The sequence below is a fragment of the Streptomyces sp. NPDC007905 genome (assembly GCF_042959345.1).
Classification (GTDB): Bacteria; Actinomycetota; Actinomycetes; order Streptomycetales; family Streptomycetaceae; genus Streptomyces.
On record NZ_JBIBKS010000012.1, the window covers coordinates 139800 to 163644 of the forward strand.

15 protein-coding genes and 1 pseudogene are annotated in these 23845 nt (G+C 70.5%); 7 read left to right on the plus strand and 9 right to left on the minus strand.

Annotation, left to right across the window (positions count from 1 at the left end; translation table 11 throughout):
• Positions 1 to 25: 25 nt before the first annotated feature.
• On the minus strand, positions 26 to 5461 hold the full coding sequence (gene pulA / locus ACFZDC_RS22400; RefSeq protein ID WP_391326345.1) for a pullulanase-type alpha-1,6-glucosidase: 5436 nt from the start codon (positions 5459 to 5461) through the stop codon (positions 26 to 28).
• 156 nt (positions 5462 to 5617) lie between these two features.
• Here pulA and ACFZDC_RS22405 point away from each other — a divergent pair, with 156 nt between their 5' ends.
• Positions 5618 to 5938 (plus strand): hypothetical protein, encoded by a 321-nt coding sequence (locus tag ACFZDC_RS22405; RefSeq protein WP_391326347.1) that lies wholly within the window; start codon positions 5618 to 5620, stop codon positions 5936 to 5938.
• 84 nt (positions 5939 to 6022) lie between these two features.
• Here the strand turns inward: ACFZDC_RS22405 and ACFZDC_RS22410 are convergent, their stop codons facing one another.
• The 5 genes from ACFZDC_RS22410 to ACFZDC_RS22430 all read right to left on the minus strand — a co-directional run bounded on the left by ACFZDC_RS22410 (position 6023) and on the right by ACFZDC_RS22430 (position 12712).
• Positions 6023 to 7405, minus strand: a complete 1383-nt coding sequence (locus ACFZDC_RS22410) for an alpha-amylase family glycosyl hydrolase (RefSeq protein WP_391326349.1) — start codon at positions 7403 to 7405, stop codon at positions 6023 to 6025.
• A 135-nt stretch (positions 7406 to 7540) separates the two neighbouring features.
• A complete protein-coding gene (locus ACFZDC_RS22415) occupies positions 7541 to 9253 on the minus strand; it encodes an alpha-amylase family glycosyl hydrolase (RefSeq protein WP_391326541.1) in 1713 nt (570 codons plus the stop codon).
• A 154-nt stretch (positions 9254 to 9407) separates the two neighbouring features.
• Positions 9408 to 10316 carry an ABC transporter permease subunit gene (locus tag ACFZDC_RS22420; protein ID WP_391326350.1) on the minus strand — a complete coding sequence of 303 codons (909 nt, stop codon included), beginning with the start codon at positions 10314 to 10316 and terminating at the stop codon, positions 9408 to 9410.
• A 19-nt stretch (positions 10317 to 10335) separates the two neighbouring features.
• Positions 10336 to 11340, minus strand: a complete 1005-nt coding sequence (locus tag ACFZDC_RS22425) for an ABC transporter permease subunit (RefSeq protein ID WP_391326352.1) — start codon at positions 11338 to 11340, stop codon at positions 10336 to 10338.
• Between the two features lie 100 nt (positions 11341 to 11440).
• On the minus strand, positions 11441 to 12712 hold the full coding sequence (locus ACFZDC_RS22430; protein WP_391326354.1) for an extracellular solute-binding protein: 1272 nt from the start codon (positions 12710 to 12712) through the stop codon (positions 11441 to 11443).
• Positions 12713 to 13197: 485 nt separating this feature from the next.
• On the opposite strand from ACFZDC_RS22430, the gene ACFZDC_RS22435 reads away from it, so the two are divergent.
• Both ACFZDC_RS22435 and ACFZDC_RS22440 read left to right on the plus strand, forming a co-directional pair.
• Entirely contained in the window at positions 13198 to 14241 is a 1044-nt protein-coding gene (locus ACFZDC_RS22435; RefSeq protein WP_391326356.1) for a substrate-binding domain-containing protein, read from the plus strand.
• Between the two features lie 108 nt (positions 14242 to 14349).
• Entirely contained in the window at positions 14350 to 15210 is an 861-nt protein-coding gene (locus tag ACFZDC_RS22440; protein WP_391326358.1) for a phosphatase PAP2 family protein, read from the plus strand.
• Here ACFZDC_RS22440 and ACFZDC_RS22445 read toward each other — a convergent pair.
• Together ACFZDC_RS22445 and ACFZDC_RS22450 are read right to left on the minus strand one after the other, a co-directional pair.
• On the minus strand, positions 15192 to 18191 hold the full coding sequence (locus ACFZDC_RS22445) for a bifunctional [glutamine synthetase] adenylyltransferase/[glutamine synthetase]-adenylyl-L-tyrosine phosphorylase (RefSeq protein WP_391326360.1): 3000 nt from the start codon (positions 18189 to 18191) through the stop codon (positions 15192 to 15194). The two genes, ACFZDC_RS22440 and ACFZDC_RS22445, sit on opposite strands and share 19 nt — an antisense overlap.
• A 648-nt stretch (positions 18192 to 18839) precedes the next feature.
• Entirely contained in the window at positions 18840 to 19727 is an 888-nt protein-coding gene (locus ACFZDC_RS22450) for a DUF72 domain-containing protein (protein ID WP_391326362.1), read from the minus strand.
• A 126-nt stretch (positions 19728 to 19853) separates the two neighbouring features.
• Here ACFZDC_RS22450 and ACFZDC_RS22455 point away from each other — a divergent pair, with 126 nt between their 5' ends.
• Genes ACFZDC_RS22455 through ACFZDC_RS22470 form a run of 4 tightly spaced genes read left to right on the plus strand, consistent with a single transcriptional unit; the run spans position 19854 to position 23486 of the window.
• Positions 19854 to 20741: an alkaline phosphatase family protein gene (locus tag ACFZDC_RS22455; protein WP_391326363.1), complete on the plus strand. Its 888-nt coding sequence runs from the start codon at positions 19854 to 19856 to the stop codon at positions 20739 to 20741.
• A 1-nt stretch (position 20742) separates the two neighbouring features.
• A complete protein-coding gene (locus ACFZDC_RS22460) occupies positions 20743 to 22014 on the plus strand; it encodes an MFS transporter (protein ID WP_391326364.1) in 1272 nt (423 codons plus the stop codon).
• Positions 22011 to 23030 carry a TolB family protein gene (locus tag ACFZDC_RS22465; RefSeq protein ID WP_391326366.1) on the plus strand — a complete coding sequence of 340 codons (1020 nt, stop codon included), beginning with the start codon at positions 22011 to 22013 and terminating at the stop codon, positions 23028 to 23030. Before ACFZDC_RS22460 ends, ACFZDC_RS22465 begins: the two co-directional genes overlap by 4 nt.
• Positions 23031 to 23060: 30 nt before the next feature.
• A complete protein-coding gene (locus ACFZDC_RS22470; protein ID WP_391326368.1) occupies positions 23061 to 23486 on the plus strand; it encodes a VOC family protein in 426 nt (141 codons plus the stop codon).
• A gap of 75 nt (positions 23487 to 23561) precedes the next feature.
• On the opposite strand, the pseudogene ACFZDC_RS22475 reads toward ACFZDC_RS22470, so the two are convergent.
• A pseudogene (locus tag ACFZDC_RS22475) lies at positions 23562 to 23648 on the minus strand (glutamine synthetase); the annotation flags it as partial.
• Positions 23649 to 23845 lie beyond the last annotated feature (197 nt).

The following is a 23845-nucleotide window of genomic DNA, read 5'->3' on the forward strand; positions in this document are numbered from 1 at the left end:
CTGTTTCTGCGGCGACGGGCCGACCCTACTCGGCCGCCCGGGTGAACACCGCCACGGTCCGCGCCGGAACGGTGAACGTGCCCGAGCCGGCCGCGTAGGCGGAGGTCTTCACCACCGTGTCCGCACCGGCGGCCTGCACCGGGTGCAGCCGGTAGTGCGTCCCGGCGAGGGCGCCGATCCTCTGCTCCTGCTGCTCCGGCGTGGCGTTGAACACGACGACCAGGTCCCCGAGCCGCATGGTGATCACGCCGGGCGTCTCGTCCTTGCCGGACAGCGGGAAGGACAGCCGGTCCTGCACCTGTGCGGCCGTGCCGAGGGAGAACGCCTTCTCCGTCGTGCGGATCCGCAGCAGGTCCTGGTACGCGGCCGAGGCACCGGTGATCTGCGGGCAGCCCACCTTGACCGTGCCGAGCAGCGGCTTGGCGTACGTCCACTTGGACTGGTTGTCGGCGGCCATGGGCAGCCCGCGCCCGAAGCCGTTGCCGTCCGCGCAGTTCCAGTGGATGGCGTTGAACCAGTCGCCGCTGTCGAAGGAGTTGCGGTCCAGCGACTTCGAGCGCAGCAGGTCGGTGCCCGCCTGGGAGAGGGCCGGCCCCTGCGAGAGGGCGGCCGTGGCCATCGCCAGGACCTGCATACGGGCCCGGTCGGACGCCGGCGTGTCCGTCGGGAGCTTGTAGGTCAGGGCGTCGAACAGCGACTCGTTGTCGTGTGCGTCCACGTAGGCGAGGGCGTCGCCGGGCGCGGCCGCGTAGCCGGCGGGGGCGCCGTTGTAGTCGACCTCTGCGCCCGTGACCTCCTTGCCGTCGGTGTCGGTGAAGCGGTACTTGGCCAGGTTGCCGGTCAGGCCGATCTTGATCAGGTCCTGGTAGTGCAGGAGCCGGGCCTTCTGCTCCTCCTTCGTCCCGTTGGCGGTGGAGGAGTTGGGGTCGGTGTACAGCCCGGACGCGAAGCCCTGCACGCCGGGGTCCGAGTCGAAGGGGCCGCCGCCGCGCACGGCGTCACGGGCGCGGTCGGAGAAGGTGGCGATGCCGGTGCCGGCCATGTTCGCCTGCGTGGCCTGCACGAACCGGGCGTCGTTCGCGACCTCCCCGAAGTTCCAGCCCTCGCCGTACAGGATGATCTTCTTGCCGTCGACGCCGTCCTTCTCCGGGGTCAGCGCATCCAGGGCCTTCCTTACCGCCAGGATGTTGGCCTTCGGGTGGTGGCCCATGAGGTCGAACCGGAAACCGTCGACCTTGTACTCCTTGGCCCAGGTGACGATCGAGTCCACGACGAGCTTGCCCATCATCGCGTTCTCGGGCGCGGTGTTGGCGCAGCAGGTGCTGTTGGCCACGCTGCCGTCGGCGAGCAGCCGCTGGTAGTAGCCGGGCACGATCCTGTCGAGGACGGACGTGTCCGCCTGGCCGCCGGCCGCGGTGTGGTTGTAGACGACGTCCATGACGACCCGCAGACCGTCCTGGTTGAGCGCCTGGACCATCTTGCGGAACTGGACCGTACGGGCGGTGCCGTCCGGATCGGTGGCGTACGAGCCCTCGGGGACCGTGTAGTGGTACGGGTCGTAGCCCCAGTTGTAGGCGTCCTTCGCGGCGATCTTCGCCACGCACTCCTGCTGCTTGTCGGAGTCGGCCGGGTAGGAGGCCAGGTCGCAGTCGGTTCTCGCCTGGTCGGCCTTCTTCTCGGGGATGGTGGCGATGTCGAAGGCGGGCAGGAGGTGCACGTACGAGGTGCCGGCCTTGGCCAGCGCCCGCAGGTGCCTGGAGCCGTCACTGTGCTTGTCCGTGAAAGCCAGGTAGGTGCCCGGGTGCTTCGAGGTGCCGTCCCCGACGGAGAAGTCCCGGATGTGCAGCTCCTGGATCCGGGCGTCCTTCAGGGGTACCGCCCTCGGCTTGCGCAGGCCCGCCCAGCCGCTCGGGGCGAGGGACTTGTCGTTCAGGTCGACGACGAGGCTGCGCTCGGAGTTCGCGGTGAGGGCGACCGAGTAGGGGTCGGTGACCTTGTTGGTGACCACCTTGCGGACGCTGGGCGCCCAGACCTTGACGACGTACCGGTAGGGCTTGCCCTTCCAGGACGCGGGGCCGGTGACGGACCAGACGCCGGTGGTGGCGTTCCGGTGCATCTTCACGGGCGTGCCGTCGAGGTCGAGGTGGACGCTCTGCGCGGTCGGCGCCCACACGGCGAGGGTCGGCCTGCCGTGGTGGAAGGTCGGCCCGAGCGCGGCCTTCGTCGCGCCGGAGTACAGGTCGTCCAGCACGCCCGCGATCTGCACGCCGGTCGCGGCCAGCACGGCACCGCCCGCGGTCCGCTGCGAGGCGACGAGCTGCCCGCCCAGCGCCGCGCGCACCCGGTCCCGGTCGCGCGGGTCGACGGACCAGGCGGTGTAGTCCTTCAGATGCGGGAACTTCGCCTTCTGGGCGTCGGTGAGCGTGGTCTTCGTCAGGCGCAGCCAGCGCTCGTCGTCGCTGGTCAGCGTCCCGTCCTTGACGGCGATCGAGCCGTCGTGGGAGTACAGCAGCTGGGTGGAGGCGGCGCCGTCGACGCCGTTCCAGGCGACGGTGTTCCGGTCGATCCAGACCGCCTTGGAGGTGGTCAGGTCGAGCGCGGCCGCGCTGCCCGCCGGCTGCGGCAGCAGGTACTTCTCCTGGCCGTTCACCAGCCACACCTCATAGCCGTTGGCCTTGAGGTCCAGGGACTGGTCGGCGGCCAGGTCCTTGTCGTCGCCCTTGTGGATGATGTAGCTGAGGCTGGTGGCACCCTCGGTGAGCGGCACCTCGAAGACCGCGCCATAGGCATCAGTCTTCACCGGCTTCAGCGGGTTCGACCAGTCGGTGGGGTTCGCGGCGCCCGTCCAGACGTGCAGACCCCAGCCGTCGTAGTTGCCGTCGGCACGGTGGTAGTGGATGACCGCCTTGGTCTTGTCCTGGGCCGGGTAGTCGGGCTTCTGGGTCAGTACGTCGGCCTTGCCCTGCTCGACCCAGACCTCGCCCGTCCTGGTGACGTCGATGCTCCGGTCGGCGGCAACGTCCTTGTTGCCGTCCTTGTCGATGACCAGGAAGCCGACGTCGGAGGCGCCCGGCTTCAGTTTGACGTAGGCGAAGGCGCCGTACGCGTCCCGGCCGACGAAGGGGTGGCTGGCGGGCCAGTCGGTCGCCTCGCCGTCGGCGAGGTCGCCCCAGGCGTACAGGCCCCAGCCGTCGTAGTCGCCGTCGGCGCGCTTGTAGTGGACGATCGCGTAGTCCCGGGAGGAGGCCGTGGGGACCTCGGGCGCGGGCGGAGTGCCGGTGGTGCTGTTCGCCGTGGCGCTCGCGGTGTGCCCGGCCGAGTCGACCACGACCGCCTTGTAGCGCAGGGCGGTCCCGGCGGGTACGTCCTTGCCGATGGTCTGGGTGACCTTGTAGGGGGCGTGGTCGGCGGAGCCGAGGATGCGCCACTTGCCGTTGCCGGTCTGGGCGGCGAAAACGACGCGGTCGAGCGCTCCGGCTCCCCCGCTCCCGGCTTCGCTCGAGCGGGAGGTGCCCCCGACGCCGGCCGTGACCTCCACGGTGCCGGTGGCGCCGGTGGCCGGGGCCTTCAGGGTGAGCGTCGGCCTGGAGGCGGGCTCGGCGAGGGTGCCGGCCGCCTTGAGGACGACGGAGGTGCCGGCCGGGACGGTGACGGTGAGCTTGTTGTCGGCGTCGGTCCGGGCACTGGTGTGGGTGCCGTAGATGCCGCGGTACGTCATGTCCGCCGAGCCGGTCGCGAAGGTCGCGGTCCGCTCCTCGTCGGCGTTGTTGAGGGCGACGACGTACTCGGCGCCCGTCCTGGCGTCCGTGCGGGTGAAGGCGTAGATGCCGGCGCCGTCGGCCGCGTACCGCTCGGTCTGGACGCCGTCCGTCAGGGCCGGGTTGGTCCTGCGGAGCCTGGAGAGGGCGGCGATCTCCCGGTAGAGCGGCGCGCTCGTGTCGTACGCGTCACTCGCGTGGGTGCGGTCGGTGCCGATCTCGTCGTCGTCCAGGTAGTCGGCGACCTTGGAGGCGAACATGGTCTGGCGGGCGTCCTTGTCGCCGCCGGAGCCCGTGAAGCCCTGCTCGTCGCCGTAATAGACGACCGGGTTGCCGCGGCTGAGGAACATCAGCTCGTTGGCGAACTCGTCCTTCTTGAGGATCTCGGCGTCCGTGGCCTTCGGGTTGTCCTGCTTCAGGAAGGACCCGATGCGGCCCATGTCGTGGTTGCCGAGGAAGGTGACCTGCTCGTACGCGTTGGCCTTGTCGGTCGTGTACTTGTAGTCGTCACCGAAGACGCTCGCCAGCTTCTGGGCGCTGCCACCCTGAGAGGCGTAGGCGCGGGCCGCGTCCTGGAAGGGGAAGTCGAGGGTGGCGTCGAGGCGGCCCTGGGTGACGTACGGGGACGTGAGGGAGGTGTCGGCGGAGTAGACCTCGCCGAACATGAAGAAGTTCTTCCGCCCGTGCGCGGCCGCGTACCTGTCGAGCGCGGTGGCCCACTGGGTCCAGAACTCCATGTTCACGTGCTTGACGGTGTCGATCCGGAAGCCGTCGACGCCGAAGTTCTTCACCCAGCGCTCGTAGATCTTCTCCATGCCCTCGACGACCTCGGGACGCTCGGTCCACAGGTCGTCCAGGCCGGAGAAGTCGCCGTAGGTCGTGGACTCGCCGGCGTACGTCGAGTCGCCCCGGTTGTGGTACATCGCCGGGTCGTTGAGCCAGGCCGGGACCTTGCTCCTGCTCGTGACCTTCGGGGTGCGCGGGAAGGAGTCGGCGTCCACGGCCGGGAACTTCCTGCTTCCGTCCGCGTAGCCGGAGTCGTCGAAGGGCCGGCCGTCCTTCGTCAGGTACGGGAAGGCGCCCTTGGAGAGGTAGTCGTACGACTTCTCCTTGTAGTCCACGACGTCGGCGGTGTGGTTGGTGATGACGTCGAAGAAGACCTTCATACCCTTGGTGTGCGCCTTGGAGATGAGGGTCTGGAGGTCCTTGTTCGTCCCGAAGTGCGGGTCGACCTGGGTGAAGTCGGTGATCCAGTAGCCGTGGTAGCCGGCGGAGGCATCGGCGCCCGTGCCCTGCACCGGGCGGTTCTTGAAGATGGGCGCCATCCAGATGGCGGTGGTGCCGAGGCCCTTGATGTAGTCGAGCCGCTTGGCCAGGCCCTTGAGGTCGCCGCCCTGGTAGAAGCCCTTGTCGGTGGGGTCGTAGCCGGTGCTCAGGCGGGATCCGGTCAGGCCGCCCCTGTCGTTGGACCTGTCGCCGTTGGCGAAACGGTCCGGCATGACGAAGTAGAACTGCTCACGGGTGTCGTCGTGCCGGGCCGGCTGGGCGGCGAGCCTGGCGTCCGACGGCGGCGCGGGCGGGGTGTCCGCCCGGGCGGACAGCGGCTGCAGGAGGGCTGCGGCGAGAGCGGCGACGGTGACGGCCGCGGCCCGTCTCGCTCGTGGGGTGCGGCGCGTGCGGGGCGCCGGCCATCTCGGTATCACAGGCGGTAACTCCTTGCGACTACGGCTCTCTTGGGTCCGACCCCAACGCCGCGGCACGGCATCGATGCCGGGCGCCCGCGCGACCGTATCGCTAACGAAAGGTTTACAGCAAGAGGCTTGAAACCCACAGCAAGAACTTTCACCGACCGCCTTGACGTGCCCTTCGCAACTGCCGCACGTCTGCACCGACGCGGTGATCAACCACACGGCCGGCAGACCGGTACCGGCAACCACGGCACGACGGTCACCAGCAACGACACCCCCGAGTGGGACCGGGCGAACTACCACGACCGGCCCGGGGCACTGGGCGGCCGGGACACGTCCGAGGCGGTGAAGCCGTCCTCGTCCGGCTGCCCGGTCCGGTCCGGGGAGGCGAGCCCGCCGGTCAGCATCTCGTTCGAGTACAAGCACACCAAGAAGGACACTTCAGGCAGCGTGCCCCGGGATACCTCAAGAAGGGCGGCTCCGGGAACGTGACCCGGGAGTCCGGGACGAACCGCCCGTCCACGACGGGCGGTTCGTCCGGCTGCACGACGAGCGACACGCGGAAGCAGCGCCGGTTCAGCAGCTCGACTTCCCCGCATGGATCGCCAGCGCCGTGTTGGCGCCCAGGGTGGCGGTGAACTGCCCGCTGGAGTTCACCGTCACCGTCGTGCTGTTCTGCACATTGCAGTACGTGCCCGCCGGCAGCGAGGTCTGGTAGGTGCGGGTCAGGGACGAGGACTCGTGGTTGATCGCCACATACCCCTTGCTGCCCCGGCCGAAGGCGATCGCGTTGTTGCCGTTGTCCCACCAGTTGGAGACGGCCTGGCCCCGCGTCGCGTTGCGGAAGGCGACCATGGACCTGATCTCCGGCCAGGCGTGCTGGCACTTCCACCCGTCCTGCCAGCAGGCGTTCACCTTGCCCCCGTTGGGCGGACCGGCGTCCGCGTCGGACCACTCGTAGCCCGAGTTGATGTCCGGGGCGCCGTAGGGGTACGCGAGCATGAAGACGTTGGCCAGGGTGTAGTTGGCGCCGTCCTTGTAATTGAGCGTGCTGCCATTGCGTTCGGTGTCGTGGTTGTCGACGAAGACGCCGGCCACCGAGTTGCTCAGGTAGCCCCAGCCCTCGCCGTAGTTGCTCAGGTACGCCAGCTTCTCGCTGGTGAAGACGCGCTTGAGGTCGTAGGCGTACCGGAACTCCTGGACGTCCCCGTTGCCGGTGTACTCGGACGGCTGGACCGCCTCGTTCGCGCCGTAGATGACCTCCTGCTTCCAGTAGACGGAGGGGTTGGTCAGGCGGCTCTTGATGTTGGCCAGGTCGCCCGCCGGGATGTGCTTGGCCGCGTCGATGCGGAAGCCGTCGACGCCGAGGGTCAGCAGGTCGTTCATGTAGCCGGCGATGGTCTTGCGGACGTACTCCTCGCCCGTGTCCAGGTCGGCGAGGCCGACGAGTTCGCAGTGCTGGACGTTCCAGCGGTCCGCGTAGTTGGACACCTGGGCGGTGCAGTCGTCGAAGTCGTAGATCGAGTACAGGCCGGGGTAGTCGTACTTCGTGTACGACGAGCCGCCGGTGCCGGTGCCGCTGCCGCTGCCCGCCGACATGTGGTTGACGACGGTGTCGACCACGACCTTCACCCCCGCCGCGTGGCAGGTGTTCACCATGTTCTGGAACGCCGTACGGTCGCCGAGGCGCCCCGCGATCTTGTACGACACCGGCTGGTACGACGTCCACCACTGCGCGCCCTGTATGTGCTCGGCGGGCGGGGAGACCTGGACGTATCCGTAGCCGGCGGGGCCGAGGGCGGTGGTGCACTCCCTGGCGACCGAGGCGTAGTTCCACTCGAAGAGGACGGCGGTGACGTCCTTGGTACCGGGCGGGGAGGCCTGTGCGGTAGTCGGGTACATGCCAACCGAAAGGGCGGCTGCGAGGGCGAGTGCCGCGGGGAGGGTTCTGCGTGCCATGTGGGGGTCCTTCGTCACTGAAGGCGCTTGCTGCAATGTTTCAGCAAACTTGCGGTGACGCAGATGTTAAAGGCCCGCTGCCGGAAAAGGCAGCGGGCCGTTGTGAAGTTGATGCAAGAACTTTCAGACGAGCCGTCAGACCGCGGTCGTCCACCAGACGGTGGTGTCGGCCGGCACCTTCGCCTCGCCGTCGGCCTCGGTCACCTCACCACTCGTGAGCAGGACACGGCCGTACGCCGGGATCGTCACCGACTCACCCGTCGTGTTGGCGACGCACACGAACTCCCCGCGCCGCAGGGCGAGGACGCCCTCCGGGGCCCGCAGCCACTCGACCGCGTCGCCCGCGCCCAGGTCGGGCTGCGACCGGCGCACGCTCAGCGCGGCGCGGTACAGCTCCAGCGTCGAGCCGGGCGCACCCGTCTGGGCCTCCACACTCAGCTCGGCCCAGGCCGCCGGCTGGGGCAGCCAGCTGCCGCCGCTGCCGAAACCGTACGAGGAGCCCTCGCGGGTCCACGGGATCGGCACCCGGCAGCCGTCGCGGAAGCCGTCCTGACCGGCGCCCCGGAAGTACGCCGGGTCCTGGCGCACCTCGTCGGGGAGGTCCACCACGTCCGGGAGGCCGAGTTCCTCGCCCTGGTAGATGTACGCCGAGCCGGGCAGGGCGAGCATGAGGAGGGTGGCGGCACGGGCGCGCCGCAGGCCCAGCGCGCGGTCGCCCGCGGTGCGGATCTGGGTGCCGAGTCCGGGCGGGTTGGCGAAGCGGGTCGCGTGCCGGGTGACGTCGTGGTTGGACAGCACCCAGGTGGCGGGGGCACCGACCGGGCGCATCGCCTCCAGGGTGCGGTCGATGACCGTCCGGAGTTCCTTCGCGTCCCACTCCGTGCCCAGGTACTGGAAGTTGAAGGCCTGGTGCAGCTCGTCCGGGCGGACGTAGTTGGCGGTGCGCTCGACGGTCGGGGTCCAGGCCTCGGCGACGAAGATGCGCTCCGGGGGACCCCCCTGCTCGGAGAGCTCGGGGGAGTATTCGTCGAGGATCGTGCGCCACTGGCGGTAGATCGCGTGCACGCCGTCCTGGTCGAAGAACGGCATGACATCGTTGCCCAGCAGCTTGAGCTGGTCGTGGGCGCCGAGGTCCGGGAGGCCCGGCGCCTTCACCAGGCCGTGGGCCACGTCGATGCGGAAACCGTCGACGCCCATGTCCAGCCAGAAGCGCAGGATCGAGCGGAACTCGTCGCCGACCGCAGGGTGCTCCCAGTTGAAGTCGGGCTGCTCGGGCGCGAAGAGGTGCAGGTACCACTCACCGGGCGAGCCGTCGGGCTCGGTGACCCTGGTCCAGGCCGGGCCGCCGAAGATGGACTCCCAGTCGTTCGGCGGGAGTTCGCCGTTCTTCCCCTTGCCGGGGCGGAAGTGGTAGCGGTCCCGCAGGGGCGAGCCGGGGCCCTCGGCGAGCGCGCGCTTGAACCACTCGTGCTGGTCGGAGGAGTGGTTGGGCACCAGGTCGACGATGATGCGCAGGCCCAGCTCGTGGGCGTCGCGGATCAGCGCGTCGGCGTCGAGCAGGTTGCCGAACATGGGGTCGACGGCGCGGTAGTCGGCGACGTCGTAGCCGGCGTCGGCCTGCGGTGAGGCGTAGAAGGGGCTGAGCCATACGGCGTCGACGCCGAGGTCGCGCAGGTACGGGAGTCGGGAGCGTACGCCCTCCAGATCGCCCATGCCGTCGCCGTTGCTGTCGGCGAAGCTGCGCGGATAGACCTGGTAGATCACCGCGTCCCGCCACCAGTCGCGGCGCTTGGCGACGGTGGCGACGGCGGAGGCGTCGGCCGGGGCTGCAGGGTGCTGCTGGCTCATGGCGTCCTTGATGCGTAAGGGAGTTCTGGTCATGGGCGGCGTGGGTGGGCGGCCGGGGGTGCGAGGCGGCCGCGGTGTCAGCGGGGTCGGATGGAACACCGCGGCCGCCTACCCGCGCGGACAGGCGCGCGGGAGCCCTCTCACCGGTCGGGCGTCAGCCCTTGGTGCCGCCCGCGGTGAGGCCGGTGACGAGGTTCTTCTGCACGAGGTAGAAGAACAGGGACACGGGTATCGCGATCAGCACCGCGGTGGCGGCCATGTAGTTCCACTGGGCATCGTGCTCGCTGACGAAGGTCTGCAGACCGACGGCGAAGGTGTACTTCGAGTCGTCCAGCATGAAGGTCGTCGCGAAGGCGACCTCGCCGACGGCGGTGATGAAGTTGTAGAAGGCGGCCACGGCCAGTCCGGGACGGGCCAGCGGCAGGATCAGCCGGAAGAAGGTGCCGAAGGGGCTGAGTCCGTCCACGCGCCCTGCTTCGTCGATCTCGAACGGGATGGTGTCGAAGTAGCCCTTGAGCAGCCAGGCGCTGTACGGCACGGCCGTGGTGCAGTTGATGACGATCAGCGACCAGTAGGTGTCGATGAGGTCGAGCTCGCTGAAGATCTCGTACATCGGCACGATCAGGATGGCGATCGGGAAGGCCTGGGTGAGCAGCAGCACCCACATCAGCTGCTTGTAGCCGGGGAAGCGCATGCGCGACACGGCGTAGCCGGTGGTGGCGGCGACGAAGACGCCGATCAGGGTGGTGCCGATGGCCACGATCATCGTCGACTTGAACCAGTCGAAGAACGCGGTGTGCTGCAGTACGAAGCCGTAGTTGGAGAAGGTGAGCTTGCCCAGGATCTTGCCCGGGTGCAGGTAGTCGTCCTTGTCCGGGCCGAGGGACAGGAAGATCAGCCAGGCGACCGGGGCCAGCGCGACCAGGCTCGCGACGGCGAGGCCGCCGTGCAGGAGGGCGGCGCCGAGCGGGCCGCGTTCGCCGCGCCGGCGGGACCGGCGCCCGGGCTGCGGGACGGCGGCCGGTGCGGCCTGTGTCTTTTTGTCGAGGGTCGTGGTGCTCATGGCGGCGGCTCCTGCGGCGTCAGACGGCGAGCTGGTCATTGCGCTTCAGCCAGCGGAAGTAGAAGGAGGTGAAGACGGCGATGATCGACAGCAGCAGCACGCCGTACGCGGCGGACTGGGCGAAGTCGCGCGGCTGCTGTCCGAAGCCCAGGTAGTAGGCCCAGGTGACGAGGATCTGGGCGTCGGGCGCGCCGGTGGGGCCGAACAGCAGGAAGATGATGGCGAACTGGTTGAAGGTCCAGATGATGCCGAGCAGCACCACGGTGGAGCTGACCGAGCGCAGTCCCGGCAGGGTGACGTGCCGGAACCGCTGCCAGGCGCTCGCGCCGTCCATCTCGGCCGCCTCGTAGAGCGAGGAGTCGATGGACTGCAGGCCGCCGAGCAGCGAGAGCATCATGAACGGCACACCGCACCAGGTGTTCACCATGATCGCGGCGAACCGCTGCCAGAAGGTGTCCTCCAGCCACTGCGGCTCGGGCAGATGGAGCGTGCCGAGGACCTGGTTGAGCACACCGGAGTCGGCGAGCATGATCCGCCAGGAGAAGACCGTGACGAAGGTCGGCACGGCCCAGGGCAGGACCAGCAGCACCCGGTAGACGGTGCGGCCGCGCAGCTTCTCGTCGAGCATGAGCGCGAGGCCGAGGCCGATGGTGTAGTGCAGGGCCACACAGGCGGCCGTCCAGACGACGGTCCACAGGAAGTGGGACCAGAACCGGTCGTACGACAACGGACCGAACAGGATGTCCTTGTAGTTGTCGAACCCGATGAACTTGTACGTGGCGGCGATGTGGTTGACGCCGATGGTGCGCGCCGTGTTGAGGCTGTTGGCGTCGGTGAGGGTCAGGTAGACGCCCCTCAGCAGCGGGTAGCCCACGATCACACCGAGCACGACGACCACGGGGGCGATCATCGCGTAGGCGTACCAGTATTTCTGGTAGCCGTTCTTGATGCGCTGCCCCAGCCCGGGCCGAGGCGCGCGGTCACCGCGGCGCTTGCCGGTCGCGCGGTCGATGGCGACTGTCATGGTTCGACACCTTTTGAGAGTTCAGGTTTGGGCTGGGCACAGGGCGGTGGCCGCCGGATCCTTCCCCACCTTGAAGGGAGGATCCGACGGCCACGCGGGCTCACTTGCTGAAGTCGGGCACCAGCTTGGCGATCGCCAGCTCGGCGTTGCTCAGACCCTTGTCCAGCGACTCCTTGCCACCGGCGATCTTCGGCAGCTCGGTGTCCAGCGGACCCCACAGGGAGCTGTACTCGGGCAGCGCCGGGCGGGGCTGCGCGGCGGCCAGCACGCCCTGGTAGCCGGCGATGCCGGGGTCGGCCTTGACCTGGGCGGTGTAGGCGTCGGAGCGGGTGGGCAGCGTGGAGTTCTTCAGGGCGATGGTCTCCTGGGACTTCGCCGAGGTCATGAACTTCACGAACTTCAGCGCCGCGGCCTGGTGGGCCTTGTCGGAGCCGGCGTAGACCGAGAGGTTGTGACCGCCGGTCGGGGCACCCGCCTTGCCGGAGGAGCCGGCCGGGACGGTGGCGATGCCGAGGTTGGACTTGTCGCTGAAGGCCGAACCCTTGTAGAAGTTCGTGATCTCCCAGGGGCCCTGGATGATCGCGGCGACCTTGCCGTTGACGAACGCGTCCTGGATGTGGGCGTAGGCGTCGGCCGTGGTGTCGGCCTTGTGCAGGCCCTTGCCGGAGAACGTGCTCAGCCAGGTGCCGTAGGCCGTCTTGGCGGCGGCCGAGTTCACGGTGACCTTCTTGGCGGCGACGTCGACGGTGTCGGTGCCCTCGCCGTAGAGGAAGGACTGGGCGTAGTAGGCCTGGGTGGAGCCCCAGTAGCCGTCGACCTTGGTCTTGGCCTTGATCTTGGCGGCGTCGGACTTCAGCTCGTCCCAGGTCTTGGGGGCTTCGGTGATGCCGGCCTTCTTGAACAGGGATTTGTTGTACACCAGGGCGAGGGTGTCGGTGACCAGCGGCGCGCCGTAGGTCTTGCCCTCGTACTGGGCCTGCTTGATCAGGTTCGGCTGGAACTTGGCCTGGTCGGCGAGGGCCTCGGTGCCGTCCAGCGGCAGGAAGTAGCTCTTCTTGGCGAAGGCCGGGGTCCAGCCGACCTCCGAGCGCAGGACGTCCGGGGCGCCCTTGGAGCTCGCGGCGGTGTCGAACTTGTTCTGCGCCTGGTCGAAGGGGACGTCGACGTACTTGACCTTGATGTTCTTGTGGGCGGCCTCGAACTGCTGGACCAAGGCCTTGTACGTCGGTGCCTCATTCGTCGCGTTGGAGGTGTCCCACCAGGTGATGGTGACCGGGCCGTCCGACTTGCTGCCGCTGTCGCTCCCGCCGCACGCCGTCGCCGCCAGGGCGAGGGACGCCACCAGCGCGGAGGCCGCTATGCCACGCCGCATGAGTTCTCCTTGAGGGTTAAAAGCCCGAGTGGTGCAGAAGGCGGTCCCGTCTGACGCCTCTGCGACTTGCCGACTGCGCCGTTGCGGCGGCCGGGCGACCAGGAACGTAACAGCGATGTAAGCGCCGCGAAAGACCTTGCAGAAAAAAAGTGCAAGAGAACACGGGGGTTACCCCCTTCGTGACCTGGGTCGGCCCGGGTCGAAACCCCGATCCACCACCGGTGGGCGGGTTGACGGACGCGTGTGCAAGACTCTGCAAGTTCTTGCCATTCGCTTCTGCCGCGGGGATCATCCCCTTGCGGAACAGACGTCGGCTTCGGATGAACCCGGGCAAGACGCCCAGCACACACCCAGCGGACGTCGAGCAGACACCGAAAAGGACGAGGAGCGCGATGACGCAGCAATCCACGGCGGGGCGTTCGGCCGCCCGCGCACGACGTCCCGTCGGTGTGCAAGGCGAGGTGCGGCCGGTACAGTCCAGTGCCGTGACCACACGGCTTGCGGACATCGCTGCGCAGGCGGGGGTGAGCGAAGCGACCGTCAGCCGCGTCCTCAACGGGAAGCCGGGCGTCGCCGCCACCACCCGCCAGTCCGTGCTCGCCGCGCTGGACGTGCTCGGCTACGAGCGTCCGGTACGGCTGCGCCAGCGCAGCGAGGGCCTGGTGGGCCTGATCACCCCGGAGCTGGAGAACCCGATATTCCCGGCCCTCGCCCAGGTCATCGGCCAGGCGCTGACCCGGCAGGGCTACACCCCGGTGCTCGCCACCCAGACCCCCGGCGGGTCCACGGAGGACGAACTCACCGAGATGCTGGTGGACCGCGGGGTGGCGGGGATCATCTACGTCTCCGGGCTGCACGCGGACACCACCGCCGACATGCAGCGCTACGAGCGGCTGCGCGCCCAGGGCGTGCCGTTCGTGCTGGTGGACGGGTTCTCACCGAAGGTGCAGGCCCCCTTCATCTCCCCCGACGACCGGGCGGCGACGACCCTGGCGGTGACGCACCTGGTGTCACTGGGCCACACCCGGATCGGTCTCGCGCTCGGCCCGAAGCGGTTCGTGCCCGTGCAGCGCAAGATCGACGGCTTCGTCCGCGCCATGCAGGACCAGCTGGGGCTGGCACCCGGCACGATCGAGACCGAGCTGATCCAGCATTCGCTGTACACCCTGGAGGGCGGTCAGGCGGCCGCGACAGCGCTGATCGAGCGGAACTGCACGGCGGTGGTGTGCGCGAGCGACATGATGGCGCTCGGCGCGATACGGGCGGCCCGGCAGCTGGGCCTGGAGGTGCCCACGGACGTGTCGGTGGTCGGCTTCGACGACTCCCCGCTGATCGCGTTCACCGACCCGCCGCTGACCACGGTCCGCAAGCCGGTCCCGGCGATGGGACAGGCGGCCGTGCGCACGCTGCTGGAGGAGATCGGCGGGACGCCCGCGCCGCACAGCGAGTTCGTGTTCATGCCGGAGCTGGTGGTGCGCGGTTCGACCGCTTCGGCGCCGGGTGACCGGAGTGACCGCAATCGCAGGTGATCGTTCACGATCGGGGGTGCATGTCCTCGCTGTGTCGTAGGACGTGCACGGCGGGCCCACCCTTGGGATGATCTGGCGAAGAAGCCTTTTCTGGCAGACTCTGTGCCTATGAGTGACTCGACCGTGACAGAGCCGGAAGGTCGCGAGGAGGTGGCCGTTCCGCGGGCCGTCACGGGCGAGAACAGACAGGGTTTCCTGCCCGGGGTACGCCGCCCGCGCAGGCCCCGGCTGTGGTTCGAGATCCTGTTGATCGCAGCGAGTTACTGGACGTACTCGCTCATCCGCAACGCCGTCCCGGAGCAGAAGGCGCAGGCGCTGCGCAACGCCGAGTGGGTCTGGCGCCTCGAGCACCGGCTGGGCGTCGCCGTCGAGGGGTCGGTCAACCACGCCGTGAACGCGGCGTCCTGGCTGATCGTCGGCATGAACTATTACTACGCCACCCTGCACTTCGTGATCACGCTGGGTGTCCTGGTGTGGCTCTACCGCTGGCATCCCGGCCGCTATGCGGCGAGCCGGCTGGTGCTGTTCGCGACCACGGGCGTGGCCCTGGTCGGTTACTACCTGTTCCCGCTGGCTCCGCCCCGGCTGATGAACGGCGGCCACTTCGTGGACACGGTCATGGTGCACCACACCTGGGGCTCGATGGCCTCCGGCGACCTGAAGCACATGTCGAACCAGTACGCGGCGATGCCCTCGATGCACATCGGCTGGTCGCTGTGGTGCGGCCTGACGATCTTCGCACTGGCGTCCGCGCCGTGGGTGCGGGTGCTGGGTCTGCTCTACCCGGCGGCGACCCTCGTGGTGATCGTTGCCACGGCCAACCACTTCTGGCTGGACGCGGTGGGCGGGGTCCTCTGCCTGACCTTCGGGTTCACGGTGGCCCGCCTCTGGTACGGCAGCCTGCCCCACGCCCTGCCGAGGCTGGTGCCGGCCCCGGCGGCCGGGCCCGTTCAGGTCCCGTCGGCGTAGAACAGCTCCTCGACGACCGCGCGCGCCCTCCGGGTGGTGCGGCGGTAGGCGTCCAGCATGTCCCCGGCGTGCCCGGCGCCGTAGCCCAGGTAGCGGCCGACCGCGGACAGCTCGCGGGGCTCGGTGGGGAAGGTGTCCCCGGCGCGGCCGCGGACCAGCATGACCGCGTTGCGCACCCGGGTGGCCAGCACCCAGGCCTCGTCCAGCACGGCCGTGTCCTCGGCGGAGAGCAGCCCGGCCTCGCGGGCGGCGGCCAGGGCCTCCCGGGTGCGGGTGGTGCGCAGGCCGGGCTCGCGCCGGGCGTGCCGCATCTGGAGCAGCTGGACGGTCCACTCGACGTCGGACAGGCCGCCGGGCCCGAGCTTGGTGTGCAGTCGGGGGTCGGCGCCGCGCGGCAGGCGCTCGGACTCCATCCGGGCCTTGAGCCGGCGGATCTCACGGACCGCCTCCTCGTCCAGGCCCCGCTGCGGGTAGCGCAGCGGGTCGATCAGCTCGGTGAAGCGGCGGGCCAGGTCCTCGTCCCCCGCGACCGGCTCGGACCGCAGCAGCGCCTGCGACTCCCAGACCAGGGACCAGCGGCGGTAGTACGCCTCGTACGACTTCAGGGTGCGCACCAGCGGCCCGGACTTGCCCTCGGGACGCAGGTCGGCGTCGATGAGCAGCGGCGGGTCGGCGCTCGGCAGCTGCAGCAGGCGGTGCATCTCGGCCACGACCTTGTTGGCGGCCGCCGCTGCCTCCTGCTCGGCCACGCCGTCCCGCGGTTCGTGCACGAACAAGACGTCGGCGTCGGAGCCGTAGCCCAGCTCGTGGCCGCCGAAGCGGCCCATCCCGATGATCGCGAACCGGGTGGGCAGGGTGTCGCCCCAGCCGTCCCGGACGACGGCCCGCAGGGCGCCGGCGAGGGTGGCCGCGGTCAGGTCGGACACCGCGGCGCCGACCCGGTCCACCAGGGCGCCCTGGTCGGCCTCGGCGGGGCTGGTCTCGGTGCCGTAGGAGCCGACGATGTCGGCTGCGGCCGTACGGAACAGCTCCCGGCGGCGCACGCCACGGGCCGCGGTGACGCCCTGCTCGGCGTTCTCGGCACGGCCGGCGGCGGCGAGGATCTCCTGCTCCAGAGGGGCGCGCTCGCGCGGCTCCAGGCCGCCGCCGTCGCCGTCGCCCAGCAGCGCCACGGCCTCGGGGGCGCGCATGAGCAGGTCGGGGGCGAGGCGGCCCGCCGACAGGACGCGGGCCAGGTTCTCGGCGGCCGCGCCCTCGTCCCTGAGGAGCCGGAGGTACCAGGGGGTCTTGCCGAGGGCGTCGGAGACCTTGCGGAAGTTGAGCAGGCCCGCGTCCGGGTCGGCGGAGTCGGCGAACCAGCCGAGGAGGACGGGCAGCAGGGTCCGCTGGATGGCCGCCTTGCGGGTGACGCCGGAGGCGAGCGCTTCCAGGTGGCGCAGGGCGGCCGCCGGGTCGGCGTAGCCGAGGGCGACCAGGCGCTCACGGGCCGCCTCGGGGCTCAGCCGGGCCTCGCCGGGGGCGAGTTGGGCGACCGCGTCGAGCAGCGGGCGGTAGAACAGCTTCTCGTGCAGCCGTCGTACGACCCCGGTGTGCCGCTTCCATTCGCGGTTCAGTTCGGCCACCGGGTCGGCGCGCAGGCCCAGGGAGCGGCCGAGACGCCGCTGGTCTGCCTCGGCCTCGGGGACGAGGTGGGTGCGGCGCAGGCGGTAGAGCTGGATGCGGTGCTCCATGGACCGCAGGAAGCGGTAGGCCTCGTCGAGGCGGGCGCCGTCCTCACGGCCCACATAGCCTCCGGCGGCAAGGGCCTGAAGGGCGCCCAGGGTGCTGCCGCTGCGCAGCGACGGGTCGGTGCGGCCGTGCACCAACTGCAGGAGCTGCACGGCGAATTCGACGTCGCGCAGGCCGCCGGGGCCGAGTTTCAGTTCGCGTTCGATCTCGGCTGCGGGGATGTTCTCGACCACGCGGCGGCGCATCTTCTGCACGTCCGCCACGAAGTTCTCGCGTTCGGCGGCCTTCCAGACGAGGGGTTCGAGCGCCTCGACGTAGGCCCGGCCGAGGTCCGCGTCGCCGGCCACCGGGCGGGCCTTGAGCAGAGCCTGGAACTCCCAGGTCTTGGCCCAGCGCTGGTAGTAGGCGAGGTGGCTGCTGAGGGTGCGGACGAGGGGGCCGTTGCGGCCCTCGGGGCGGAGGTTGGCGTCCACCGGCCAGATCGAGCCCTCGATCGTGGACTCGGAGCAGATCCGCATCATGTGCGAGGCCAGTTTGGTGGCGGACTTGAGGGCCTTGCCCTCGTCGGCGCCCTCGGCCGCCTCCGCCACGAAGATCACGTCCACGTCGGAGACGTAGTTCAGCTCGTGGCCGCCGCACTTGCCCATCGCGATCACCGCGAGGCGGCAGGCGGCGGCGTCCGCGGGGGCGGCGGCCGCCGCTATGGCCAGGGCGGCGCGGAGCGTGGCGGTGGCGAGGTCGGCAAGTTCGGCGGCGGTCTCGGCGACGTCGATGGTGCCGCAGACGTCCCGGGCGGCGATGGACAGGAGGCAGCGGCGGTAGGCCACGCGGAGGGAGACGGGGTCGGTGGCCTCGGCCAGGCCCCGTTCGAACTCCTCCACTCCACGGTGGAGGTCGCGGGGCTCGTAGGTGACCAGGGCCTGCCAGTCGCTCGGGTGGCGGGCGAGGTGGTCGGCCAGGGCGGCGGAGGCACCGAGGACGCCGAGGAGGCGGTCGCGCAGCGGCTTGGCCGCTGTCAGGGTGTCCAGCAGTTCGCGGTGGGCGGTGGGGCCGGGCTGGGCCTCCAGGAGCCGTACCAGGCCGTGCAGGGCCAGGTCGGGGTCGGCGGTGGCGCCCAGGGCCTCCAGGAGGACCGGGTCGTCTCGGACGGGGGCCAGCTCGGTGCTGTCGAGGAGGCGCTCGGCGGCTGAGGGGTCGGTGAAGCCGTGTCGGAGCAGGCGGGTGAATGTGCTGCTTCTGCGCCCCGGCGTCATCCTTGGCCTCCCCTTGTTGTCTCGGATCAAGGTCGTCCTGGCCCGAGCCTAACCGGATTGCGGGCGGGGGGCTTCGGGGTGGCTCTCGGGGTGCGCTGCGGTTCTGGCTGGGGGGTGTCCGGGTGCGGGCGGGCGGTCTCCGGCTGGGGGCGGGTGCGGGCTCCGGGTGCGGGCTCCGGGTGCGTGCGGGTGCGGGCTCCGGGTGCGTGCCGGTGCGGGCTCCGGGTGCGTGCGGGTGCGGTCTTCGCCTGCGGCGGCCCGTGCAGGTGCGGTCTCCGGGTGCGCCCCGGATGCGGGCTCCGGCTAGTGCGGGCTCCGGGTGCACTCCGGATGCGGACTCCGGCTGGTGCGGTCTCCGGGTGCGCCCCGGATGCGGACTCCGGCTGGTGCGGGTGCGGTCTTCGCCTGCGGCGGCCCGTGCAGGTGCGTCGTGGCTTGGGGCGCGCCTGCCGTGGTCGGTGGGTCGGTGCCGCGCCGGGTGGTGTCCGTCCTCGGTCCGGCGCCCTGTTCGTTGCGTCGCCAAACGAGTTTTCGCCGGCCGCTGCGGGCGGACACCACCCGGCACGTCCCCTGCCCGCCGTGCGCGGGTGCGGGACCGTGTCGGCGGGCGCGGGGTCGTGCCGGCCGGCGCGGGTGCGGGGTGCGGGCTCAGGTGACTGGTCGGCTGTGTGTTTCTTCGGGCTTCCGCTGGGGCGGCAGGCTTGTCGTCAGGAGGTCCTGCATGGTGCCGGCCGCCCTTGCCGCCGCGTCGCCGCAGCAGTTGTTGAAGAGGACGTGGACCTCTTCGGCGGTCTCTGCCAGGGCCCGGATGCGCGGCAGCCACTCCGTGAGTTCCGCGGTGGTGTAGCTGTGGCGGAAGCGGTCCTCCTTGGAGCCCGTGCCCCAGTGGGGGCTGCGTCCGTGTAACCGGACGAGGGCCAGGTGGGGGGTGGTCGCGAAGGTGACCGGGGGGAGCGAGGTGGACAGGCCCTGGGGGGTGTCCACCGCTACGGCGGTGGCGTCCAGGTCCTTGAGGAAGGCGGTCGTACGGTCGGTCCGCCACCAGGCGGGGTGGCGGAACTCCACGGCGAACGGCCAGTCGCGGGCACGTTCGCGGGCGGTGCGGATGAAGGCCTCCGCGTCCGGGCCGGGGGTGAGGGAGGGCGGGTACTGGAAGAGGAGGGTGCCCAGGCGGCCGGAGCTGCGCAGGGGCGCGAGCGCTTCCGCGTAGCGGGTCCAGGCCTCGGTCAGCAGGCCCTCGTCCCGGCGGTGTCCGCGCAGGTCCGCGGGCAGGGCGGACGGGCGGGTGGGGTGACCGGTGAGCAGGGAGAACGCCTTGACGTCGAAGCGGAATTCCGCCGGGGTGCGCTCCGCCCAGAGCCGGGTGGTGCGGGGGGCCGGGAGGGCGTAGTAGGGAGAGTCCGCCTCGACCACGGGGAAGCGGGCCGCGTAGTGCCGCAGGCGCCTGTCGGGGTCGCGGTGGCCCGGTGGGTACCAGCCGCTCCTGAGCAGCGCGGGGTCGGTCCAGCCACAAGTGCCCACGAGGATCCGTGTCATGGGGCGCTGGTACCCGCCGTTCATCCGGTCTTCACCCGAGAGGTTGGCTTACGTGGGCCGAGGGAATGTTGGCGTGAGCATGCTCTGTCCGCACCGCCAGCCCCGCCCTTCCTCCCGGAGGTTGATGTGTCCGGCAGTTCCGTGTTCCGCCGTGCCCGCACCGTCGTGGCGTCCGCGGCGGCCTTCGCCGCGGCCGCGGTCGGTGTGTGGACCGGGCTCGGCAGTGAGTCCGCCCACGCCGCAGGCGCCGTCCCCAGCCCGGACCACGTGGTCGTCGTGGTCTTCGAGAACCACGCCTACAGCCAGGTCATCGGCTCCTCGAGCGCCCCGTACATCAACTCGCTCAAGTCCGGCGGCGCCAACCTCACCCAGTCCTACGCCATCACCCACCCGAGCCAGCCGAACTACTTCGCCCTGTTCTCCGGATCGACGCAGGGCATCACCGACGACAGCTGTTACACGCCCGGCTTCTCCTCGGCGCCGAACCTGGCCTCCGAGCAGATCGCCGCCGGACGCAGCTGGGCCAGCTACAACGAGACGCTGCCGAGTCAGGGCTCCACCACCTGCAGCAGCGGCACCTACGCGCGCAAGCACAACCCGTGGTTCGGCTTCAGCAACGTGCCGACGTCGAGTGCCAAGACCTTCGCGCAGTTCCCCACGGACTACTCGACGCTGCCTCAGATGTCCTTCGTGGTCCCGAACCTGTGCAGCGACATGCACGACTGCTCGGTGTCGACCGGTGACACCTGGCTGAAGAACAACCTCGGTGCCTACGCCACCTGGGCCAAGACCCACCACAGCCTGCTCGTCGTCACCTTCGACGAGGACAACCGGCTCAGCGGCAACCGCATCCCGACCGTCCTGTACGGACAGCCGGTGACGGCCGGGTCGTCGTCCGCCACGACGTACGACCACTACGACCTGCTGCGCACCCTGGAGGACACCCAGGGTCTGACCGCACACGCGGGGAACGCGGCCTCCGCCAAGGACATCACCGGCATCTGGGCGTCCTGACGTGTACGTAGCGGACAGCCGCGCGAGCACGCCTGACGCGCGGGCGTCCGCGGACGGTGCCGTCCGGCCCCGGGCCGGGCGGCGCCGCGCCGCGATCGCCCCGACCGTGCTCGCCCTCGGAACCGTCAGCCTGGTCACCGACGTGTCGTCCGAGATGGTGACGGCGATGCTGCCGCTGTACCTGGTGACGGGGCTCGGTCTGTCCCCGCTCGGCTTCGGGCTGCTCGACGGGATCTACAACGGTTTCTCCGCGCTCGTCCGGCTGGTGGGCGGCCACCTGGCGGACCGGGGCGGCGGGCGGCACAAGTGGGTGGCCGGACTCGGCTACGGCGTCTCGGCGCTGTGCAAGCCGCTGCTGCTGATGGCGCACTCGCTCACGCCCATCGGCCTGGTCCTGGCCGCCGACCGCACCGGCAAGGGGCTGCGCACGGCCCCGCGTGATGCGCTGATCTCCCTGTCCAGCACGCCGGGGACCCGGGGCCGTGCCTTCGGGGTGCACCGCGCGATGGACACCGCGGGCGCCCTGTTCGGCCCGCTGGTGGCGTTTCTCATCCTGCGCGCCACGGTGGACGGTTACGACGCGGTGTTCACGGTCAGCTTCTGCGTGGCGGTGTTCGGGGTGCTGATCCTGGTGCTGTTCGTACCGGGCGGCCGGCACCAGCGGGCCGAGGACGGTGCGCGCCCCACCCTGCGCGCCGCGGTGGGCCTGCTGCGCCGCCGCGACCTGCGCCGGATCACCGTCTGCGCCTTGCTGCTGGGCCTGGCCACGGTCAGCGACTCCTTCGTCTACCTGCTGCTGCAGCGCCGCCTGGGCGTTCCCGACCGCTGGTTCGCGCTGCTGCCGCTGGGCACGGCGGCCGCATTCCTGCTGCTTGCGGTGCCGCTCGGCCGGCTCGCGGACCGGGTGGGCCGGTGGGCCGTCTTCCTGGCCGGTCACGGAGCCCTGCTCCTCGCGTACGCGCTCCTGCTCACCTCCTGGCACGGGACGGCCCTGCCGTACGTCGTCCTGGCCCTGCACGGCGGTTTCTACGCGGCCACCGACGGCGTGCTGATGGCGGCGGCCTCCGAGGGCGTACCGGAGGCACTGCGCTCGTCAGGCCTCGCCGTCGTACAGACCGGACAGGCCCTGGCCCGGTTCGCCTGCTCACTGCTGTTCGGCGCCGCCTGGACGGTGTGGGGCGACCGGGCGGCGCTGACGGGGGCGGCGGTGGCCCTGGCGGCCTGTGCCGCGTTCTCCCTGACCCTGCGCCCGAAAGGCACCGTCCCCGCATGACCGTACGCACCCGGATCCTGATCCTGCTCTCGGCCGTCGCCGTCCTGGCGGCGGTCGGGCTGGCGTCCGTCCTGCACGCGTCGGCGCGCGCGGACCGCCGCAACCACCCGCAGGCGGGCGGCCCGAAGATCACGTCGGGCACGGTGACCCTGACCGGCCAGGGCCGCATGGTGTTCCGCAACATGGCCTGGGGCCCGCACCGCGACGAGCTGACCACGGTCCCGGCGTCCGACCCGGCGGGCCCGCGTACGGCCTCCGGCGTCAAGTGCCTCAGGTTCTACGCCGCTTCGGGCACCGGCGTGTGCCTGCAGGCGGTGCACGGCCCGGTCTCCGACACCTACCGCGCCCTGGTCCTGGACACCCGCCTCCACACCCGCCACCGGTACGACGTCCCGGGCATCCCCTCCCGCGCCCGGGTCTCCCCCACCGGGCACTTCGCCGCCTGGACGGCGTTCGTGGGCGGTGACTCGTACGCCGGGACGAACTTCTCCACGCGCACGGCGATCGCGGACACCCGCACCGGCGAGCTGATCCCGACCCTTGAGGCCTTCCGGATCATCAAGGACGGTCGCCCCTACCACGCGGCGGACGTCAACTTCTGGGGCGTGACGTTCGCGAGCGACGACCGCACGTTCTACGCCACGCTGGCGACCAGGGGGAGCACCTACCTGATCCGGGGCGACCTGCTCAGGCGCACGGTCACCACCCTGCACACCGACGTGGAGTGCCCGTCCCTCTCCCCCGACGGCACGCGCGTCGCGTACAAGAAGCGCGTCAAGGGCCTGCCCAAGGACGCCCCGTGGCACCTGTACGTCCTCGACCTGCGCACGATGCGCGAGACCCCGCTGGCCGAGCCGAGAAGCGTCGACGACCAGGCGGTGTGGAAGGACGCCCGTACGGTCGTCTACGCCCTGCCCGGGGACTACGGCGCGGACCTGTACGAGGTCCCGGCGGACGGGTCGGGCAAGCCGCGGCGGATCAGCAAGGCGGCGGTGTCGCCCGCGTATCTGCGGTGAACGGAGCGTCGGGCGCGTCACAGTAGGGACATGAACGAGGACGACAGGAACCTTCTGGCCCGAGGCCGGGTGGCCACCAGACTGCCCGCCCAGGATCTGGACCGGGCGCGCCACTTCTACTCCGAGCGGCTCGGCCTGGAGCCCGTCGACGAACGCCCCGGCGGGCTGCTCTACCGATGCGGGGGCGTGGACTTCGTCCTGTTCCGGTCGACGGGCGCCTCTCCCGGGACGTTCACGCAGATGGCCTGGGAGGTGGCGGACATCGAGGCGGTCGTCTCGGAACTGAGGCGGCGCGGGGTGAACTTCGAGGAGGTCGACGTGCCCGGCTTGCACACCCGGGACGCAATCGCCGAGGTCGAAGGGAACTACCCGAGCAAGGGCGCACGGGGTGAGCGCGGCGCCTGGTTCCGGGACAGCGAGGGCAACCTCCTGGCCGTCGGCCAGCCGATCCACTGACCGGCCGGCCCATCGGCTGACCGCCCAGCCCCGGGACTGGCGATCCACACCCACCGGCCCCACGCACGCCTGCGCCTACAGCACCGGCAGATTCTTCCGCAACTCGAACGCCGTCACCTCCGAGCGGTACTCCCCCCACTCCGACTTCTTGTTGCGCAGGAAGTGACGGCAGCCCAACCCGACCTCGTGCGGTCAACGTTGGCGCAGCTTTGGCTGTGGTCAAGCGGGTCGTCATTGGTCATTGTCGGCTGCTCTGGGCCACCCTTCGACGGCCCACAGACGGCCCAACCACGACCACCGACGTGGGGGTGTGAGGATGGCTGTTCCGGGATCGTTATGGTCAGTTCGGCGTCGGTGGC

Coding starts and splice junctions, on each gene's coding strand:
- ACFZDC_RS22410 (WP_391326349.1), bottom strand. CDS start 7,405: ATGGCACGCAGAACCCTCCCCGCGGCACTCGCCCTCGCAGCCGCCCTT.
- ACFZDC_RS22415 (WP_391326541.1), bottom strand. CDS start 9,253: ATGAGCCAGCAGCACCCTGCAGCCCCGGCCGACGCCTCCGCCGTCGCC.
- ACFZDC_RS22420 (WP_391326350.1), bottom strand. CDS start 10,316: ATGAGCACCACGACCCTCGACAAAAAGACACAGGCCGCACCGGCCGCC.
- ACFZDC_RS22465 (WP_391326366.1), top strand. CDS start 22,011: ATGACCGTACGCACCCGGATCCTGATCCTGCTCTCGGCCGTCGCCGTC.
- ACFZDC_RS22450 (WP_391326362.1), bottom strand. CDS start 19,727: ATGACACGGATCCTCGTGGGCACTTGTGGCTGGACCGACCCCGCGCTG.
- ACFZDC_RS22470 (WP_391326368.1), top strand. CDS start 23,061: ATGAACGAGGACGACAGGAACCTTCTGGCCCGAGGCCGGGTGGCCACC.
- ACFZDC_RS22425 (WP_391326352.1), bottom strand. CDS start 11,340: ATGACAGTCGCCATCGACCGCGCGACCGGCAAGCGCCGCGGTGACCGC.
- ACFZDC_RS22445 (WP_391326360.1), bottom strand. CDS start 18,191: ATGACGCCGGGGCGCAGAAGCAGCACATTCACCCGCCTGCTCCGACAC.
- ACFZDC_RS22440 (WP_391326358.1), top strand. CDS start 14,350: ATGAGTGACTCGACCGTGACAGAGCCGGAAGGTCGCGAGGAGGTGGCC.
- ACFZDC_RS22430 (WP_391326354.1), bottom strand. CDS start 12,712: ATGCGGCGTGGCATAGCGGCCTCCGCGCTGGTGGCGTCCCTCGCCCTG.